The sequence below is a fragment of the Bacillus sp. CFBP9009 genome (assembly GCF_036541465.1).
Taxonomy (GTDB): domain Bacteria; phylum Bacillota; class Bacilli; order Bacillales; family DSM-1321; genus Peribacillus.
Window position 1 is genome coordinate 876165 of sequence record NZ_JAZHFU010000001.1, and the last position, 19049, is coordinate 895213.

20 protein-coding genes and 1 riboswitch are annotated in these 19049 nt (G+C 39.1%); of the genes, 13 read left to right on the forward strand and 7 right to left on the reverse strand.

Annotation, left to right across the window (positions count from 1 at the left end):
* Window positions 1–3: 3 nt before the first annotated feature.
* The 4 genes from V3595_RS04485 to V3595_RS04500 form a co-directional block, all read right to left on the reverse strand.
* A complete protein-coding gene (locus V3595_RS04485) occupies window positions 4–606 on the reverse strand; it encodes a sugar transferase (protein ID WP_485905734.1) in 603 nt (200 codons plus the stop codon).
* A 53-nt stretch (window positions 607–659) separates the two neighbouring features.
* Complete coding sequence (locus tag V3595_RS04490; protein WP_485905551.1) at window positions 660–1283, reverse strand: P-loop NTPase family protein; 624 nt, start codon at window positions 1281–1283, stop codon at window positions 660–662.
* Window positions 1273–2016, reverse strand: a complete 744-nt coding sequence (locus V3595_RS04495) for a YveK family protein (RefSeq protein ID WP_485905552.1) — start codon at window positions 2014–2016, stop codon at window positions 1273–1275. The genes V3595_RS04490 and V3595_RS04495 overlap by 11 nt, the downstream gene beginning before the upstream one ends.
* A 75-nt stretch (window positions 2017–2091) precedes the next feature.
* Complete coding sequence (locus V3595_RS04500) at window positions 2092–3267, reverse strand: acyltransferase family protein (protein WP_485905553.1); 1176 nt, start codon at window positions 3265–3267, stop codon at window positions 2092–2094.
* A 996-nt stretch (window positions 3268–4263) separates the two neighbouring features.
* Window positions 4264–4345, forward strand: a riboswitch (cyclic di-GMP riboswitch).
* Window positions 4346–4365: 20 nt separating this feature from the next.
* Here V3595_RS04500 and V3595_RS04505 point away from each other — a divergent pair.
* Entirely contained in the window at window positions 4366–4497 is a 132-nt protein-coding gene (locus V3595_RS04505) for an anti-repressor SinI family protein (RefSeq protein ID WP_485905554.1), read from the forward strand.
* A gap of 689 nt (window positions 4498–5186) precedes the next feature.
* Here V3595_RS04505 and purF read toward each other — a convergent pair.
* Window positions 5187–6557, reverse strand: coding sequence for an amidophosphoribosyltransferase (gene purF / locus V3595_RS04510; RefSeq protein WP_485905555.1), 1371 nt, complete (start codon window positions 6555–6557; stop codon window positions 5187–5189).
* 1040 nt (window positions 6558–7597) lie between these two features.
* Between purF and V3595_RS04515 the strand changes: the two genes are divergently transcribed.
* The 3 genes from V3595_RS04515 to V3595_RS04525 all read left to right on the forward strand — a co-directional run bounded on the left by V3595_RS04515 (window position 7598) and on the right by V3595_RS04525 (window position 8828).
* On the forward strand, window positions 7598–7735 hold the full coding sequence (locus V3595_RS04515; protein WP_485905556.1) for a hypothetical protein: 138 nt from the start codon (window positions 7598–7600) through the stop codon (window positions 7733–7735).
* A 258-nt stretch (window positions 7736–7993) separates the two neighbouring features.
* Window positions 7994–8125 (forward strand): YwzD family small protein, encoded by a 132-nt coding sequence (locus V3595_RS04520; protein ID WP_485905557.1) that lies wholly within the window; start codon window positions 7994–7996, stop codon window positions 8123–8125.
* Between the two features lie 532 nt (window positions 8126–8657).
* On the forward strand, window positions 8658–8828 hold the full coding sequence (locus V3595_RS04525) for a hypothetical protein (protein ID WP_485905558.1): 171 nt from the start codon (window positions 8658–8660) through the stop codon (window positions 8826–8828).
* A gap of 463 nt (window positions 8829–9291) precedes the next feature.
* On the opposite strand, the gene tagU is transcribed toward V3595_RS04525, so the two are convergent.
* Window positions 9292–10221, reverse strand: a complete 930-nt coding sequence (tagU, locus tag V3595_RS04530) for a polyisoprenyl-teichoic acid--peptidoglycan teichoic acid transferase TagU (protein ID WP_063590566.1) — start codon at window positions 10219–10221, stop codon at window positions 9292–9294.
* Between the two features lie 155 nt (window positions 10222–10376).
* Between tagU and V3595_RS04535 the strand changes: the two genes are divergently transcribed.
* The 5 genes from V3595_RS04535 to V3595_RS04555 all read left to right on the forward strand — a co-directional run bounded on the left by V3595_RS04535 (window position 10377) and on the right by V3595_RS04555 (window position 13789).
* The gene (locus tag V3595_RS04535) at window positions 10377–11162 is read left to right on the forward strand and encodes a hypothetical protein (RefSeq protein WP_485905559.1); all 786 of its coding nucleotides are present in this window, start codon (window positions 10377–10379) and stop codon (window positions 11160–11162) included.
* A 3-nt stretch (window positions 11163–11165) separates the two neighbouring features.
* Window positions 11166–11540 (forward strand): GntR family transcriptional regulator, encoded by a 375-nt coding sequence (locus V3595_RS04540; protein WP_485905560.1) that lies wholly within the window; start codon window positions 11166–11168, stop codon window positions 11538–11540.
* Window positions 11540–12232, forward strand: coding sequence for an ABC transporter ATP-binding protein (locus V3595_RS04545; protein WP_485905561.1), 693 nt, complete (start codon window positions 11540–11542; stop codon window positions 12230–12232). Before V3595_RS04540 ends, V3595_RS04545 begins: the two co-directional genes overlap by 1 nt.
* Before the next feature lie 559 nt (window positions 12233–12791).
* On the forward strand, window positions 12792–13103 hold the full coding sequence (locus V3595_RS04550) for a hypothetical protein (protein WP_485905562.1): 312 nt from the start codon (window positions 12792–12794) through the stop codon (window positions 13101–13103).
* Window positions 13104–13600: 497 nt separating this feature from the next.
* The gene (locus tag V3595_RS04555) at window positions 13601–13789 is read left to right on the forward strand and encodes a hypothetical protein (protein WP_485905563.1); all 189 of its coding nucleotides are present in this window, start codon (window positions 13601–13603) and stop codon (window positions 13787–13789) included.
* 28 nt (window positions 13790–13817) lie between these two features.
* Here the strand turns inward: V3595_RS04555 and V3595_RS04560 are convergent, their stop codons facing one another.
* Window positions 13818–15083, reverse strand: coding sequence for a replication-associated recombination protein A (locus tag V3595_RS04560; RefSeq protein WP_485905736.1), 1266 nt, complete (start codon window positions 15081–15083; stop codon window positions 13818–13820).
* 405 nt (window positions 15084–15488) lie between these two features.
* Between V3595_RS04560 and cymR the strand changes: the two genes are divergently transcribed.
* The 4 genes from cymR to V3595_RS04580 all read left to right on the forward strand — a co-directional run bounded on the left by cymR (window position 15489) and on the right by V3595_RS04580 (window position 19047).
* On the forward strand, window positions 15489–15908 hold the full coding sequence (gene cymR / locus V3595_RS04565; protein ID WP_034308657.1) for a cysteine metabolism transcriptional regulator CymR: 420 nt from the start codon (window positions 15489–15491) through the stop codon (window positions 15906–15908).
* Window positions 15909–15968: 60 nt separating this feature from the next.
* Window positions 15969–17114, forward strand: a complete 1146-nt coding sequence (locus V3595_RS04570) for a cysteine desulfurase family protein (RefSeq protein ID WP_485905564.1) — start codon at window positions 15969–15971, stop codon at window positions 17112–17114.
* A 29-nt stretch (window positions 17115–17143) separates the two neighbouring features.
* Window positions 17144–18259 carry a tRNA 2-thiouridine(34) synthase MnmA gene (gene mnmA / locus V3595_RS04575; RefSeq protein ID WP_101222649.1) on the forward strand — a complete coding sequence of 372 codons (1116 nt, stop codon included), beginning with the start codon at window positions 17144–17146 and terminating at the stop codon, window positions 18257–18259.
* 122 nt (window positions 18260–18381) lie between these two features.
* Window positions 18382–19047 (forward strand): tetratricopeptide repeat protein, encoded by a 666-nt coding sequence (locus V3595_RS04580; RefSeq protein ID WP_485905565.1) that lies wholly within the window; start codon window positions 18382–18384, stop codon window positions 19045–19047.
* Window positions 19048–19049: the final 2 nt, after the last annotated feature.

The window sequence follows — 19049 nt, forward strand, 5'->3', positions numbered from 1 at the left end:
TAGTTATCTAGCTCCATTACCAGTAAAGACTATGGTCAATGTTCGGAACAAAATTTTGATTTCCATAGCAATTGAGCGGTGTTGAATATAATATAGGTCAAAATACAGCTTTTCTTTTGGTGATAAATCATAACCCCCATTTACTTGTGCCCACCCTGTTATTCCTGGTTTCACATATAAACGGTTTTTAAAGCCAGGCAAAAACTTTTCGAATTCTTTATAGAAATATTCCCGTTCAGGTCTTGGGCCGATGAGGGACATATCTCCTTTTAAAACATTAATAAGCTGAGGGATTTCATCAATGCGTGTTTTTCGTATAAAGGCTCCTATTCTGGTCACCCTGGAATCATTTTGACTTGCCCACTTAGGCCCATTTTTTTCGGCATCGATGCCCATGGAACGCAGTTTAATCATATTGAAGGGCTTCCCATCAAGGCCTAGTCTTTGTTGATAAAAAAAAGGGGAGCCAGTTGAATCAATAGGGATAAGAATGCAGAATAAAAGTAAAATAGGTGCTGTAAGTATCAGCAAAAAAAACGAGATGATTATATCTATAGCGCGCTTTAGATTAAAATTAGATGATGTCGATAGTGGTTTTGTCAGGATTTCTTCCTGCCTATCGACTCTGACTTTCGAATCCACTGGTTATCCTCCCTGAATTAAGAAATGATCATTGATCCTGAAATTTCAAGATTTGCCCTTTCAAATTGCATTTTCACACCGGCAATTTTCTCTAACTTATCTCTGCCTTCTTGTATCGCTAAAATTATGCCATCACAATATTTAGCAACGATATTTGCATCAGGTTTATTTAAACTATCTGATGTATGGAATAAAATTAGGTCAAAATCCTTCTTCCACTCTTCAATTAGAGTTGGAAGGGTTTCTAATGTTAATAAAGTTGCTGGCTCATAAATGGCTTCGCTTGTAGGTATACAAAATAGATGACCCTTTATATGTATAGCATGTTCGTTAATATTGGGCTTCTCGTTTAAAAGCAAGTTGGTCAAACCGAATGAATTATCGATATTAAACACTTGATGCAGCGAGGGTTGACGCAGATTAGCATCCACTACCAACACTCGTTTACGCTGCTCCGAAAAGGCAAGTGCTAAGTACGCTGCTGCATTTGCAATATTCTGTGATTGTGAAAGAGATGTAATCATTAATATTGAATGGTCTTTATGAAGGTTAGACTCGATATTGTTACATATCGAATAAAATTGCTCTTTATTGATTTCATTTAGGTAAAAGGATTGTTTCCTTGTGAATTTAATACTCACTATATTCACCCCGTTTGGTGGAAGGTAAGGTTTTATATGTTGTTTTACGTTTTCTGCTAATTCTTTTGGTATTCAAATCCAGTCTCCCTAATAATGGAATTCCAAGAAGTTCAAGCTCCCTATCGGAGTAGGTTGAATCATCAAAGTGCTCTCTAAGAAGTGCTAAGCCTATTCCAGCAAAAAAGCCTATTACGATTGAAATGGCTATAATGAATTTCGGCTTTGGGAAAAGCAGTTCTGCTTGTCCCATTTCATTATCATTGAGAATACTAATCTGTTTAACGTTTGTAATGTCTTTAAAATTAGATATCGAATGCCTCGCGACAGTTTGGGCGATGTCTTTAGCGGATTCCGGGTTTGAATCCTTGACGGTAATCGTGATGATTTGTGAATTATCTCTATTTGTAATGGAAACTTGCTTAAGTAAGTCATAGCTTGAAGTCTTAAGGTCCAATTCTTCTTTAACTCCTATCATGATTTGCGGACTTTTAATGATGTCCATATATGAAAGGGCAAGCTGTCTGTTCTCTTGAACTTTGTTTATGGAAGCTTCCTTTTCATCCATGCTTAAAGATCCTGCCAGAACTTGAGTGGAATACTGATAGGTTGGTTTCATAAGGTACATGGACGAAAAAATAATAAAACCAGTAATACAAAGGGTAGATAGAATAATGATAAATATTCGCTTTTTTAAGATTCGTATAAAATCTTTAATTTTTACTTTTTCATTCATCGATTTCACCACTTTTTTTGAGATAGTTAGAATACGTTCACAACTTGCAAAGAATTTTTATATAATAGTAAGCAATTATCCTATTTTGCGTTTTAAAGCTATGTGGTCTTTGGAAATTACTTTTTCTTGTTTGTTTCTTGTGAAATACGATCCGAGACTCATGCATGGTTTTTCCACGAGTAGATAGGACGCTGAAGAGAGTAAAAAAGATAAGAAAAAGGAAAATATCAATATTAAACCGGTAGGCAGCTTGTTATAGAATAGGTACATCAATGAGAATAAGGATATAAGATGGTATAAATACAAACTATATGAAATTTTCCCGAGAAGAGTTAGCAATCTAGACCTTAAGACCGCCGAAATTTTTTGGGAACATACGCTCATGATGATAAAAATGCAAACACCGAATGAGACCACATAATCCCTAAAAATAAAATTGTTTAAAAAATCCACTTCGCCAATGATGCCTTCGTACATAAAACAGGTAATTGCCCCCAACAACAATGTAATTTTTACAGGTTTTTTCTTTTTCAAGGTATAGGAAAAAAGTTCATGTCGATATTTCGCTATTATTGCTCCCATCAAAAAAAGGGTACTGTAGTGGAAACTTAGAGAAATGCTGGTTATATCCCCACTAGAACCAAACAAATACAAAAAAATAGTCGACGAAAAAATTAAAACAAAAAGCCATAATAAAGAGTATTTAAGCTTTTTTCGTACAAATAAAAAAATCAGAACAGGAAATATAACCGAAATTCTCATCTCGTGGACAAGGGACCATATAACATTGTTATAGGCGTCTGTATTGTACTGCCCTATAAATAAAACATGTTCTATTAATAAGGAAGGAGTATCCGGGCCTGTCCAAGATTTACTAAACCAGTTAGTGATAAAGGGCAAATCAATATCGCTTAAAAGCATTTTCGCCAATATAGCCATGCTAATTGCTACTAGATATGGTATATAAATTCGAAACACTCGTTTTATTAAGTATGTAGAATAGTGGAATTTAGCACTATTAACTGATAAATACAAAACAAAACCACTTAATACAAAGAATAGAATGACAGACTCATTTCCACTGCTGAAAAAAAGGCGTAAAGGAGTTTCCTTGAACAAATAAATCATGTAGGAGCTGCTTGAATCATACTGATAATTAGCATATGAAGGGTATACCATCAAATAATGCCCGATTAACACAATGAGAGCGGCTAAACCCCTTAATGAGTCGAATTCCTCATATCTAGTCATATCCTCCTCCATATGAACCGTTTTTTTTATAATATAGCACTTGTTCTTAATAAAGTATAGTTAGTTCTTTAAAACAGACAAAAATAGACAACAAAATATAAAGTTAACCATCATATCCTAATTTTATGAAATTCTAATGGGCGAATAAAAACTTCTGGAGAATAGTTGAAAGACGGAACACATCATGCCCTAGAATAAGAGATTTCAGGCCTTTGGCCAATGGATAAATCCTGTTCCCACTACCCTAAATTTACTTAAGATATGGAAGTTTGGGGATCAGCTAGCAAGTTAAGGATTAGACATACAGGTGATGTTTATTATTCCTGTAATGAGGGAAACAAATTACTAGATATGCTAATAGAATTAATAAATAAACCAATTGACATAATAATGTAAAGATGGTAAGTTCAATTTGTTCATTCGTTATAGAGAACAGTTTGTTCGTTTAGTTTATGATATAAACTGTTAATTCTATCGAAGGATATAAAATAAAGTAACAAAAAATGTAAATAATAGATGTTATTATTTAATATATACCTCTAATTTTTATTAAAAGCAAAAGCTCAATTAATAAGTTATAGAAGAAAGGATGATTTTTAATGCCTTTATACCAAATGAGAGAAATATGGACACCTTTAAAATTAGTTGGAGTTAAGTTTTTTAAAACTGAAGAAGGAAGTATTTTTATGAAAGTTTTTAATAAACGTCGAAGAAAGTTAAAGTAATGCATTACTTAATAATATTGCGCGTTAAGCTTGTTTGTGATGAATCAAAAATTCCTAATAATTAGTTGTTTTTTTGAAGAATATTGTAGAATGATGGCGGAAAATAACGAAAAGTATTTTAGTTAATCATCAGATTATTTAAGTATAATTAACATGGATATAGTATTAAATACTTAGCAAAAAATGTCTTGGGGTATGTCGACTTCATAAAAAGTTAGAATCGCATATTTTGTGCCATGAAACTAAATTGGAAAATCATAATGTTAAATATTCTTGAGAAACGCAAACCTATTGAAAAGTAGGGACGCAAAATTACAGGTCTAAGGCTATGCTCAGACGGCTGTGTTACCACAAATAGGGTGAAAAAGAAGATATGCAGAAAAAAATTGATGCAGAATGGGTTAATTTAATTTTGGAAGCAAAAAGTTTAGGTTTTTCCATTCAAGAAGTGAGAGATTTTATTCAGAACGAACAGAACTTGATTAATCAGCCCCAAAAGAATTAGAAAAACAAAAAAATATATATACTTTTGAGGGCTGTTATTCAGCCTTTTTTTTATGAACTGGATTCTATTGTTCACTTTTGTTATAACTTAAAAGCTTGCGGATGTAGCGATCTGTTATCAACAAACCTATTCATTTGCTTGGGCTGATACCTAAGAGTTTCTTATTAGTTAGAAAAATATTGTTCTAATCTATAGTATTGTTCGGAAATTGTAAGTATGGAGTTAGTAAAGTGTGAAGGACACATTCTAAATAAGTTGGAAGTGGTCGTTGTAAAGTAGAAGAGACACATTATGCCGACTCTTTTATTCATAGTGTTGCCTGCAGGTAAGTGGGCTATAGGATGCAGGTTCCGATCAGTGAAGAAAGTAGTAACTATATCTTAAGACCAAGAGTAAGGCAGGGTGACCTTCATATCTGAAGGAAGTCGGCGGCAAAATTCCGCTCCTAGTAACACGAATCTCTTAAATCCCAGTTCAACATAAACTTGAACACCTTAAATAAGTTGTCTAGATAAGTGTAGCCTATCCATTTGTAGAGAGAAAGAAAGAGAGCGGTAAGTAATTGTAAGTGGTAAGAGAAAACAGTGACAAAATTCAAGGTTTATTAGTAGGATAATGGCAGGCATCACACAAAGACAGTTGTTTTTGTGTGATGCCTGCCATTTTTATCCTACTTAAGCTGTAAAACTTCAAATATTAGTTGGGTATGCACCACTAAAACAGGCTATACAGCGACTGCTAGTTTCTCCAAGATCCACATCTACTGCCTCTAATAACCCATCAGTGCTTAAAAAGGCTAATGAATCTGCCCCGATAACCTGTCCCATAGCTCGTTCGTGTTCGTGTTTGTTGGCAAACAGTTCTTCCTTAGTTGGCATATCCACTCCATAAAAACATGGGTTTTTAACCATAGGTGAACTAATTCTTACATGGACTTCCTTGGCACCTGCTTGCCGAATCAATTGGACAATGCGCTTGCTTGTCGTTCCCCTAACAATCGAATCATCGACTAATACCACCCTTTTTCCTTCCAAAATTTCTTGCACAGCGCTTAGTTTCAGTCGAACAGCTAAGTCGCGCAATTCTTGCGTGGGCTCAATAAATGAACGACCAGCATAAGGATTTTTAATAATCCCCATTTCATATGGAATTCCTGATTGTTGGGAAAAACCAATAGCGGCAGGGACGCTTGATTCGGGAACTGCAACGACAACATCAGCTTGTGTCGGATGTTCTTTTGACAGAATTTTACCTAATTCCTTCCGGATTGTTAAGACACTTCTTCCTTGAATAACGCTATCCGGACGGGCAAAATAGACAAATTCAAAGGAACAAAGGGAAACCTTACCTTTTTCCGCAAATCTTCCAGTTTGAATTCCATATTCATCTATAAGAAGCCATTCACCCGGTTCAACTTCCCGCCAGAACTTAGCATCAACCGCATTTAAAGCGCATGTTTCTGAGGAGGCGATGATTGATTCACCAATTTTTCCAAGGCTAAGCGGACGTAACCCATGACGATCCAGGGCAATTAGCATTTGTTTTTCAGTCATTATAATCAAGGCAAATGAACCGTCGATACGTTTAAGCATATCAGGTGCGCTTTCTGCGAAATGCTTTTTACTTGAACGAGCTATTAAGTGAGCAATAATTTCAGTATCGGTCGTTGTTTGAAATATGCTTCCTTGCTGTTGTAACACATCCCGTTCTATCCTTGCATTTACGAGGTTGCCATTATGAGCAACAGCCAGGTCCCCCTCGCTATATTTAAAAACAAGAGGTTGTGCGTTTTGCAATAAACTTTCACCAGAAGTTGAATATCGTACATGACCAATGGCCATATTTCCGCTTAGTCCATCAAGGATGTCCCGTGAAAATACTTGGGTAACTAATCCCATTCCCCTGTGATTCCTGAATGATTTCCCATCACTAGCTACAATTCCTGCACTTTCCTGACCACGGTGTTGAAGTGCATGAAGTCCGTAATAAGTTAATTCGGCTGCTTTGGGGTGATTAAACACTCCAAATACCCCGCATTTCTCCTGCATTTCTGAATCCATTTTTCTCTTCCTCCCGTTGATATCCTTTTTGTTATTTTTGGCAAAAGGTGAATTTCTATCCTGTTTATTTACTAATCGGTAAATGGATATGGGATTAAACAAATTGCAGCCATAAACAGTTCTATGGAACAGGTAGGGATAATTGCTTTGCATTATTGAATGAATATCTTGGTATAAAAGACTTTTGAGTATAATGGAATATTTTGAATTAATGTATTTTGTATGATTTATAGTAAACTATATAGTAATGAACAGATATTAATTTATAAAATCTAGCTCAGTATAAAAATAGTGAATAATACAGTTAATAATTTTGCCGATTGGTTGATACTTTGAAGATCAAGCAAAGGGACTTCGCAAAAGGCGATGTCAAGCTGCCATCAAAATACAAGGAGAATTTGATGACAAAAAACAAATTTATTACGTTCGAGGAAGCTCATGAAAAGAAAGAAAGAAGTAAGAAAATTTTTATTGGGACTTATATTACTATTATTTTAATTTTGATTTCTTTATTGACTTTTTTTCTTGGTAAATCATAACTGGTGTTAAATAGGGCTGAGAAATCGGTCCTTTTTTGTGTTAAGTAGGTGAAAGAGGAAGTATGCAGGGAGCTCTCCTTTTGTCGAAATGGGTAGTCAAAGGAGTTAAGAGTCCTAAGACTAAAAAAGAGACGATCTTTATTTTCTAAGTTCTTGTTGTGGGACTATTGTGGGAAACGCTTTTAGCTTTCCGTTGGGGTTGTCATTTTTCGGTTGGATAAAAATAATAATGAATTTTATAAAGTAAGCGCTTAATATTTAGATTATAAAAAAATACCTAGGCAGGATTTAACATGATGTTCATTGAATTAATTAATGACATAATTTGTGTTTTTAAGTTGTCTTAACCTTCTACAAATCTTCGATATCCTATAAAAAAATAGTTAATAATACTTAAATATTTTTGATTATATGCCGATACTACACTATAGAGATCAAGCAAAGGGACTTCGCTTAAGGCGATGTCAGATAGCTGCCATCAAAATCTAAGGAGACTATTTGATGACAAAAAACAAATTCATTACGTTCGAGGAAGTTTATGAAAAGAAACAAAGAAGCAAGAAAATTTTTGTTGGGACTTATATTACCATTACATTAGTTTTGATTTCATTAATGACTTATTTTATGGGACAAGCATAATATGGGGTATCGGGGCTGAGGAATCGGTCCTTTTTTGTTTTTTATCGATACATATTGACTAGTAGTATTCCTTCCCTTGAATATTAAAGGAATGTTAATTTTTAGTTACTTTTCTGATAATATAGTAGATTCCGCTTGCCAATCTCTACTCTATATGTGATTATCGAATAAATGAGCTATATTCCTTATTTTTGGAAAAAGGATTAGGACAACAGTATGAAATGGTGGCTCAATTATATATTGGAGTGGAAATTTCTAATGGATTTTTTTGATATTTTAAAAGACACTTTTACCAAGGGTGAGTCTGGACAAGATGTTACTGTAAATGAACTTGTGGAAGAGATTAAGGAGAAATTAAACGGGATCATTGAACATTCTGACAGTATATGATGAGTAGATAATTTGTTCCAGGCTTATTGACGTTGGGTGTTGTTTGGTGCAGTTTTGTATAGAATGTTATTCTTTCGTTTTCAGGGGCTATTATATGTATCCTTTTTAGTGCAGATGAACTGCATCAAAAACTAACCGGTGCCATGTCCCTTTGTGGATGTTATCACGGACATGTTTGGCGGTTTGCTAGGAATCTTTCTGTTCTCTTTTCTTGTTTCGATGAAGAAGGCGCCATTGAGTCTGAAGAACTCATATGGCTACATATCATGAAGGAGCATGTATACAACATGCTTCTTTTTGTAGTTTATGAATGATAACCTATGAGGGCGACGAGTAAATGTTAGATTATAGGCTTATTTAACGAGTATTCTCCTGGTGAGGATCGTGTATCATTTTTTGTTCCGAGCGGTTGAAAATGCATTTCGAACCTGCGATTTAATCCCGCAGATTATGGGCAACATCGTTGCCTTGTACTTTTATAAGATGGAAGTAGAGACCTTTCAGTATGATTTGTAGGCCGATACTTAAGAAAGTGAAGAACTGGATTCTGGATAGGGTTGGAGGGCAGCATAAAACGGCCTATGAAATTCCAGTTACACAGGTCTTCAATTCTCGCTATGGAATGTTTACTTTGGAACAAAATTGCTATGTCGTCAAAGAAAAAGGCGAATGGCGTTTGTTATGGGATTATCGGTTTAAATAGATTCCTCTCCTTTTTCGGGCTCGAGTTCGTTTTATTGAAAAGGGAGAGGCGATGCTCTCATGTATTGCCGAAAAGAGCCACTTCTCATGAAACATATTTCATTCTTGAACGATCACTGATGGCTTTCAGAATAAACATTTTGTCCTGTTTGCTTAGCATAGCCCAGCTGCCTGCTTTGATTTTCATTTAAATCCACTCCTTTGGTTTAGGATTATTTATTATAGTTGATGAATGACGGTTGATGGAATTCTGGGTCCAGTGAATGATAGTGTCAAGTGATGAAAGGGGCAAGGGGAAGATGGAATTGTCAGCTCATATTAGATTATACCGTCTTTTAGTGCCTAATAAACAACAAAAATTCCAACAAATCTCTACAATTGGTGTTCGTTTTTTGTCAGATTATTGGACGGGGAAAATGAAAAAGCTGTCAGGATGCGGGTCCGGACAGCTCTTTCATTTTTTCTTATTTGATGGATAATTGTTCTTTTAATTCGGATTGAACCTTTTCTTTTTCTTCATCCGACACAATATAATAGTAGATTCCGTCGATTTTCGTTCCGTTGCCATTTATGGACGATTGGGTAATGCTTTTGCTTGCGTCCCTGTAGTTCTTTTGGATGTCCATCATGTCATCAAACGTCAAATTCGTCTGGATATTATTACCGAGTGCATCGAAGACTTCATCGTATTTCGTCAGGGAGGAAAGGCTTGCGCCTTCCTTAATGACTGCTTCGATGATGGCACGTTGTCTGGATTGACGGCCGAAATCACCACTCGGATCATCATGTCTCATTCTTGAATAGGCAAGGGCTTCTTTCCCGTTAAGTGTATGCGTACCTTTTGCAAAATGAATGCCATCGGATGTGAAGTCCAGATCGTTTTGAACGGTCACGCCGCCGACTGCGTCAACGATATCCTTAAAGCCTTCCATATTGATCTTCATATAATAGTCGATTGGGATATCAAGGAAGTTTTCAACTGTATCCATGGACATTTTTGCGCCGCCGAAGGCAAATGCATGGTTGATTTTATCCTGTGTTCCATGACCGACGATTTCGGTCCGTGTATCACGCGGAATGCTTAGCATTTTGACCGATTTCTTTTGTGGATTGACTGTCAAGACGATCATTGTATCTGAGCGGCCTTTGTCGCCATCACGTTCATCGACACCGAGCATGAGCATCGAGAATGGCTCCTGATCTGATAGTGCAAGGTCTTTCGTTCGTTTATCCGTGGTACGGTCTATTGGTGTATGCATCGTGTCAACGGTTTTTGTCAGTGAATTCCATACGGAGTAGGCAAAGGCTCCCCCGGCTAGTATAAAAAGTAGGACAATTATCCCAACTACCTTCAGCCATGTCCGTTTCTTTTTCTTCTTTTTTTCATGTCTCATAGTTTACTTCCTTCCTCTTTTTGTAACCACTTCATCTATTATATTTAATTTCATAGTAAAAGAATAGTATATTTTGCTATTTTATAATACCTTTGACATATTTTGGTGTAACTGTGTACTATGTAACTAGAACAATTTTTAAGGGGTTGGAAAAATTGAATTCATTTAAGGGTTTAGTACTAAAGGAGTGGTTGATTGGGAAATCCACACTTTTGTGGTTGTTGGTTGCGCAAGTTGGATTTGTGTTTATTTCTTTTTTAGTATCTAGGTATTGGGAAGTTACAGGTATTTTTTATATGTCTACATGGGTAATCATGATCTTGCAACCATTTATTATGTTCTCTTTGATTTTTGGATGTTTGAATTATGATGGGAAGACGCAATTGTGGATTTACAATCCCCAGTCTGCAGCGATGTTGCTTGGAAGTAAATTATTGTCAAGTGTTCTATTTCAGGTAATTTCCATTTTATTTGCGTGCTGTTTAGTTTTTGTGGCTTTTAGGGTACCAACTAGTTATTTCCAGCAAGGCTTTCAGATGGAAAATATGGAGTTGGTAGGCCTGTTACAGGTAGGTGGGGTTATGACGGCGGTTAGTATTGTCATAGCTGTGCTTATGATGTTTTTATGGGTAGTGTATCATGCACTCGCAAGGATTCAACTTATTAAAAATATTCGTTGGCTGTTAGTGTTTCTTCTGTTTATAGGAACGGTTTTAGTGAAAAATTGGGTTGGCCATACAATGCTATATCAGAAACTGGATGATATATGGGCTGTACCAGCTTTTAGCGGTTCATCGTTTAGCTTGTCTCAATCCAAGTTGGAGTTTAATTTAGAAGCCGGGGGAAATATTTCGCTTTTGACAAGCGGGTTGGATGTTATTGGATTAGTGATATTGTTCCTCGCTTCATGTTGGCTCTTGGACCGAAAGATTGAGGTGTAAATGATGTCTGAGGAATTTCATGCATCAAAGCCGATTTATTTACAGGTTGCAGATCGAATTTGTTATTCAATATTACGCGGTGAGATAAAGAGTGGGAATAGGCTGCCATCGGTTCGCGAAATGGCTGTCCAGATGGGTGTCAATCCGAATACAATCCAACGCACTTATACCGAGATTGAGAGGGATGGAATTGTGGAGACGAGAAGGGGGCAGGGTACATTCGTTAAAAATGATCCTGCGCTGATTGCTTCATTGCGTACTAGGATTCAAACGGAAGTTATTGAGACATTCGTTAAGAACATGAAAGAAATCGGCTTATCGAAAGAAGAAATGCTGACAGCGGTACAGCAATTTCTGAAGAAGCAGGGGGATGCGTAATGACGGTTGAGCTGTTTGATGTATCGAAAAAGTATGGCAGCATTGCTGCCCTTGATGGTGTAACACTCACGTTTGACGTGGGGAAGATTTATGGGGTGTTAGGGGCCAATGGAAGCGGTAAGTCAACATTGCTCAAACTGATTGCCGGTCTCGCCAAACCGGATCATGGAGAGGTGACGGTCGATGGGGTACCGGTAAGCAGGAGGTCGGCTTCGCATGTTTCTTATCTGACAGAGCTTGATTTTTTTTATCCTAATTTTACGGCAGGTCAGTATATTGATTTTCATGCCTCGCAGTTTGCTGATTTTAATCGGGATAAGGCAATTGAAATGCTGGCATTCATGAAATTGGATGTACGGAAGAAGGTCCGTACGATGTCGAAAGGTAATCGCGGAAGGCTTAAATTAGTGCTAGCTTTGTCTCGGGAGGCACCTGTCGTGTTATTGGATGAACCATTCTCAGGGTTGGACGTTATGGTCCGGGATTCGATTGTACGGAGCTTGCTGTCTTATATCGATTTTGAAAGGCAAATGGTTATCATGGCGACTCATGAAATCGAGGAAATCGAGAACATCCTTGATGAAGTCATTCTGATTAAGGCTGGCGAGATCATCTCTAATGAAAATGTCGAGGGTCTTCGCGAATCTAGTGGGAAATCAGTGGTCGGTTGGCTAAAGGGACATCATAGCTAATATGAAGGAAAAATAGTAAAGTAGCTTCGGAAAAGATTCCGAGGCTATTTTTTTGTATGCAAGGAGAAAAACTTTGAATCTAATGAATTTGACCAAGTAAAATTGATTCACTAAATATTTCCAAGTGAATGAAGTTTTACTTTAAAATGGGTGATAAGCAAAGTCCCTATTAGAAAGAAGGCGCATATACATGCAATACGGATATCCTTAAAGAATAAATAAATCTTGGAGGCTAAAGCACAAATGGAATATTTAACTGAAAGTTCATCATACGAAAGTGATTCAACGGAAAGTTCATCATACGAAAGTGATTCAACGGAAAGCTCATCAGATGAAAGTAGCTCAACGGAAAGCTCATCAGATGAAAGTAGCTCAACGGAAAGCTCATCAGATGAAAGTTGCTCAACGGAAAGCTAATCAGATTTAACAAATAGTTAAATTAGAACGAAGATTTACTTTAAAATGGGTGATAAGCAAAGTCCCTATTAGAAAGAAGGCACATATATATGCAGTACGGATATCCCTAAAGGATAAATAAATTTTGGAGGCTAATTAATAAATGGAATATTCAACGGAAAGCTCATCATACGAAAGTGAATCAACAGAAAACTCGTCGTACGAGAGCAGTTCAACGGAAAGCTCATCAGATGAAAGTAGCTCAACGGAAAGCTCATCGGATGAAAGTAGCTCAACGGAAAGTTCATCAGATGAAGGCAATTCAAATGAAATTCTTTCCGACGCCACAGAAGAAATCGAAAATTCAACTGAGGGTGAAGAGAATGGCAGTCCTCGTCGTGTGAATGTATTTAAGAAAATGTGGCTGGAAAATATGATTAAAGCATCGAAGGGTATCTATACAGAAGAAGATTGACCACACAGGTACAGCGACTAAAAAGTTGTTGTGCCTCCATATGAAAAGTGGACATGCCGCTAGCACTCGTAATTGACATACTGGATACGAGGAGCCTAATGTTTCTGCGGCTAAAAGTACGCGGATTGCAGTCTGCAATAATCTAAATTTAAATGTTGTAAGAATCATATATTGAAATGTTGTTGTTTCTGGCCTTGATGAAACCCTAACAGATTGCGGACTAATTTTCAGGAAAAATTGGCTAAGCAAGGCGATTCAAAGGGAATTTCGCCTAAGCGTTCCGGTTTCTAAATAAGAACGGCCTAACCTTAACATTTACCCGACAGTTGTACATACTGCCTGTGGATGATTTGGACACTATGGCTTACTGGTGGAATTTAAGTTGTTTTTACAGAATGGCGGTCAATAAATGATATCTAATTATATTGGTCAGTATATTGAACTAGGACTCTCTGGAAATATTCATGTAGTTGGGATTTTAATAGAAGTAAGTTTAAATGGAATATAGCTGTACACTTTTCTGTATACAAACCAATAAACTGGTCGTGTTCAATTTAGTTATGCATCCGCAGATTATTGGAATGATCAGTACTGTGAAAGATGGCATCATTGAGATGATGAATGCTCAATGGGGAGGCGGTTTTGTCAATATGATGCAAGTTGAATGTTTTCATTTCCCACAATAAAAAACTCCGGATTTGAAGTGATCCGGAGTTATTTCTTTTTCTCGATATTTTCATAGACCGAGGCAAGTGCTTGTTCAAATTTCCCGCTCTTTTTCGGTTTGTAATATTTTTTGCTGCGCAGTTTGTCCGGTAAGTATTGCTGCTTCACCCAGCCATTCTCGTAGTCATGCGGATAAAGGTAGTCGATGCCGCGTCCGAGATCGGTGGCCCCTTTGTAATGGGCATCCTTAAGATGATCCGGTACATCTCCACTTTGGCCGCTGCGAATGTCTGACAGAGCTGCATCAATTGCGACAATGGCCGTGTTTGATTTAGGTGATAGGCATAACTCGATCACTGAGTTGGCAAGTGGAATCCGGGCTTCAGGGAAACCGAGTCGTTCAGCGGCTTCGACTGCAGCGAGGGCCCTGGGACCAGCCTGGGGATTGGCAAGAGCTATGTCTTCGTAAGCGATGACTACCAAGCGGCGGGCAATGCTGACAAGATCGCCGGCTTCGACCAAGCGCCCCAAATAATGAAGGGCTGCATTCACATCACTGCCGCGAATTGATTTTTGGAAAGCCGACAGAACATCATAATGGGCATCTCCATCCTTGTCATGCGAGAAGCTTTTTTTCTGCATGCATTCCTCGGCAATTTTCAGATCTATATGAATGGATCCGGATTCATCGGGTTCGGTGGAAATGACGGCGAGCTCAAGAGCATTAAGGGCACTGCGGACATCTCCGTTCGAAGCAGTCGCGAAATGGGTAAGGGCATCAAAGCTGACATCGGTTTTATACGCACCAAGTCCCCGCTCTTCATCATGAAGTGCTCGTTCCAGAGCTTTTGTTATATCATTGGTTTCCAATGATTTGAGCTCGAAAATCTGGCACCGGCTACGGATGGCCGGATTGATTGCATGATAGGGATTGCTGGTCGTTGCACCGATCAAGGTAATCATCCCGTTTTCAAGATAAGGCAATAGGAAATCCTGCTTCGCCTTATCGAGTCGATGAACCTCATCAAGCAGCAAAATCACTTTCCCGGACATCTTAGCCTCGGCTGCCACGATTTCCATATCCTTTTTATTATTGGTCACCGCGTTCAGCGTCCGGAAAGCAAACTTCGTGCTTCCGGCAATTGCACTTGCAATCGATGTCTTGCCAATTCCCGGCGGACCATACAGGATCATGGAAGAAAGCTGTTTGGCTTTCACCATCCTTGCGATAATTTTTCCTTCACCGACCAGATGCTCCTGCCCGATGATCTCATCAATCGACCGAGGCCGCATCCGGAAAGCAAGCGGTTTTATATTCATTGCGCACCTCTCCTTTTTATATAAGGTATCACAACTGATGGAGGAAATGCGCTGATTATGCTGTAAAAGAGGGTGATTTCCTATTAAAATAGTCCGTTTGGGGATTTAATTTGTGCTGTAAGGTTTATAAATCGACCTACCAGTGCAATAATCCGTCCTAGCCCTACAACGACCGCACAAACCAATTATTCGCCCAAGCAAAAATTGAAACCTAAAATCCTGTCCTAAACCCAATTAAAATTCGTCATCCGATCGGTTACATTCCTTTTTCTTCTCTTTTCCTACCTCTCCAATTAGGATAATTTGACAAATGAAGGGCGGGTGAATGCATTTCCGGCGGGAATATGCTATAATTTCAAAAGAATTTAGAAACGGATAAATAATTTGAGGTGTATATGTATGAAGATATCTACTAAAGGCCGTTATGGTTTAACGATTATGATCGAGCTTGCTAAACATTATGGAGAAGGCCCGAAGAGTTTGAAATCGATTGCCCAGACGCATAATTTGTCAGAGCATTATTTGGAGCAGTTGATTGCGCCGCTTCGTAATGCTGGGTTGGTGAAGAGTGTCCGCGGTGCGTATGGCGGTTATGTACTGTCTAAAGATCCTCAGGAGATTACTTCGGGTGATGTCATTCGTGTATTGGAAGGGCCGATTACCCCTGTTGAAGGAATTGAGGATGAGGAGCCGGTGAAACGTCAGCTTTGGATCCGGATTCGCGATGCTGTGAAGGATGTATTGGATAATACGACGCTGATGGATTTGGCGAGCTACAAGGATACGGGTGAAATCGATTCTTATATGTACTATATTTAAGTGATTAGCAATGCGCCTATTATGTAGGCGCTTGCGTTTTTTAATGGAGGCGACAAAAAAGTGGACAGAATATATTTAGATCATGCTGCGACTTCACCGATGCATCCGAATGTGATCGACAGAATGATGACAGTCATGAGCCATGATTTCGGAAATCCGTCGAGCATTCATGCGTTCGGGCGGGAGGCGCGCCATGTTTTGGATGAGGCGCGTTCGAGTATTGCAAAGAGCATCGGTGCGGGGCGGAATGAAATCATGTTCACGAGCGGCGGAACCGAGGCTGATAATACGGCGATCATTGGTGTTGCGAATGCTTATAAAGAACAAGGGAAGCACATCATTACGACGGAGATTGAGCATCATGCGGTTTTGCATACATGCCAATACCTTGAGAAGTCTGGCTTTGAGGTCACATATTTACCTGTGAATGAAGCGGGGCTTATTTCAATTGCCGATTTAAAGGCGGCGTTGCGGGACGACACGATTTTGGTTTCGGTCATGTTCGGCAATAATGAGGTTGGTACGATCCAGCCGATTGCTGAAATTGGACAGTTGCTCAAGGGGCATCAAGCCATTTTCCATACGGATGCGGTTCAGGCATATGGTTTGATCTCTATCGACGTCCGTGAGTTGGGTGTGGACTTGCTGAGTGTATCCGCGCATAAAATCAACGGTCCCAAGGGAATCGGCTTTCTTTATATTCGTGAAGGCTTGAAGCTGAATCCGCATTTATATGGCGGGGAACAAGAACGCAAGCGCCGTGCTGGTACGGAGAGCGTGCCTGCAATTGCCGGTTTTGCAGAAGCTGTTTTAATTGCACAAAGCACGATGGAAAAGAAAAAGGAGCAATACAAGCTATTTAAAGACGTATTGCTTGCCGTCTTTGATGAGGCGGATGTACAATATGAAATTAACGGATCTATGGAACAGTCGCTGCCGCATTTGCTGAATGTTAGTTTTCCGGGTACGAATGTGGAATCGATGCTCGTTAATATGGACTTGGCAGGTGTTGCTGTATCGAGCGGATCCGCTTGTACTGCTGGGTCAATCGATCCGTCGCATGTGCTTGTGGCGATGTTCGGGAAAGATTCGGAGCGGACGAAGAATTCGATTCGTTTCAGCTTCGGTCTGAACAACACGGAAGAGGAAGTAAGGCAGGCGGCTGAAACCACCGTGAAAATAATTAATAGATTAGTGAGAAGATAATTCTTACTTTAAATAAATGAGGTGACAAAATGAGAAAAGCACCACAGGACACCCGCGTCGTCGTGGGTATGTCAGGAGGCGTGGATTCTTCTGTGTCAGCCCTGCTATTGAAGAACCAAGGCTATGATGTGGTCGGGATTTTCATGAAGAACTGGGATGATACAGATGAAAACGGAGTCTGTACGGCAACGGAAGATTACAATGATGTAATTGCCGTTTGTAATCAAATCGGCATCCCATATTATGCAGTCAATTTTGAAAAGCAGTATTGGGATAAAGTTTTCACTTATTTCTTGGATGAGTATAAAGCGGGCCGTACCCCGAATCCGGATGTAATGTGCAATAAGGAAATCAAGTTCAAGGCCTTTCTTGAACATGCGGTAAGCCTTGGTGCCGATTATGTGGCTACAGGTCATTACGCACAGGTTGAATACCGGGATGGCGAATACAAAATGCTTCGCGGTGTCGATAATAATAAAGATCAAACGTACTTCTTGAACCAGCTTACTCAAGAACAGTTGGAAAAAGTCATGTTTCCGCTTGGACACATTGATAAGAAGGAAGTCCGTGAAATTGCGAAAGAAGCGGGTCTTGCCACGGCAACGAAAAAAGATTCTACAGGGATCTGTTTTATCGGTGAACGCAATTTCAAAGAGTTTTTAAGCAATTACCTCCCAGCTCAGCCTGGTGATATGGTCACGATGGATGGCAAGGTAATGGGCAAGCATGACGGATTGATGTATTACACCATCGGTCAGCGTCACGGTCTAGGAATTGGCGGCAGCGGCGAACCTTGGTTTGTTGCGGGAAAAGACTTGAAGCGCAATGTTTTATATGTGTGTCAAGGCTTTGATAATGATGTACTGTATTCCAATTCCCTTCGTGCAGTGAATGTCAGCTGGGTAGCGGAACATATACCTGCGGGTGAATTTACATGTACGGCAAAGTTCAGGTACCGTCAAGAGGATAGCGGTGTTAAGGTGAAGGTCTTGGACAATGGTGACGTCGAAGTCATCTTTGACGAGCCAGTCCGCGCGATCACACCTGGACAAGCAGTCGTATTCTATGAAGGTGAAGTGTGCCTTGGCGGCGGTACGATTGATGAAGTATTTAAAAAAGGTGAAAAACTGACTTACGTAGGGTAAAATAAGCATGTCCCCAGCTGTGTTTGCGGTTGGGGACTTCTTTTGGATTGCGGGTATACCGCCTGAATTCGACCACTGGCTTATGCTATACTTTTTAATATAAAAATGGAGTGTGAATGGATATGGATAAGAATCAACAAGGAATTGAATTTATGCAGCAAGGGAAATACGAAGAAGCGGCGAAAGTTTTTAATGAGGCGATCGAGGAAAATCCGAATGAGCCTGTTGCTTACATAAACTTTGGGAATGTATTGACTGCCGTGGGTGAAACGGATAAAGCGGTCAAGTTTTACAAAAAGGCGATTGAGCTGGATGAAAATGCAGCAGCGGCTTACTATTCATTAGGAAACTTATATTATGAATCAGATTCTAAACTAGTCGAAGCGAAGGATATGTTCGAAAAGGCAATCCGTTTAGGACTGGATAACAGCGATGCTTACTTCATGCTTGGATTGACATTGATGGCATTAGATCAGCCGAAATTGGCGATGCCTTATTTACAGAGAACGGTGGAGCTGAGCCCTGAGGACGTTGATGCAAGATTCCAATATGCGTTATGTCTTGCTAATGCGGAATTGTATGATGAATTGATCAATCAACTGAATTTAGTTGTGGAACAGGATCCGGGCCATGCGGATGCTTATTATAATTTAGGCGTTGCGTTTGCAGGATATCGTGAGGATGCGAAAGCAGCGATGGTTTATTTTGATAAGGCTTTGGAAGCACAGCCTGACCATATGCTTGCTGCGCACGGTAAGAAACTGTTGGTAGAAATGAATGCTGAGTAAAT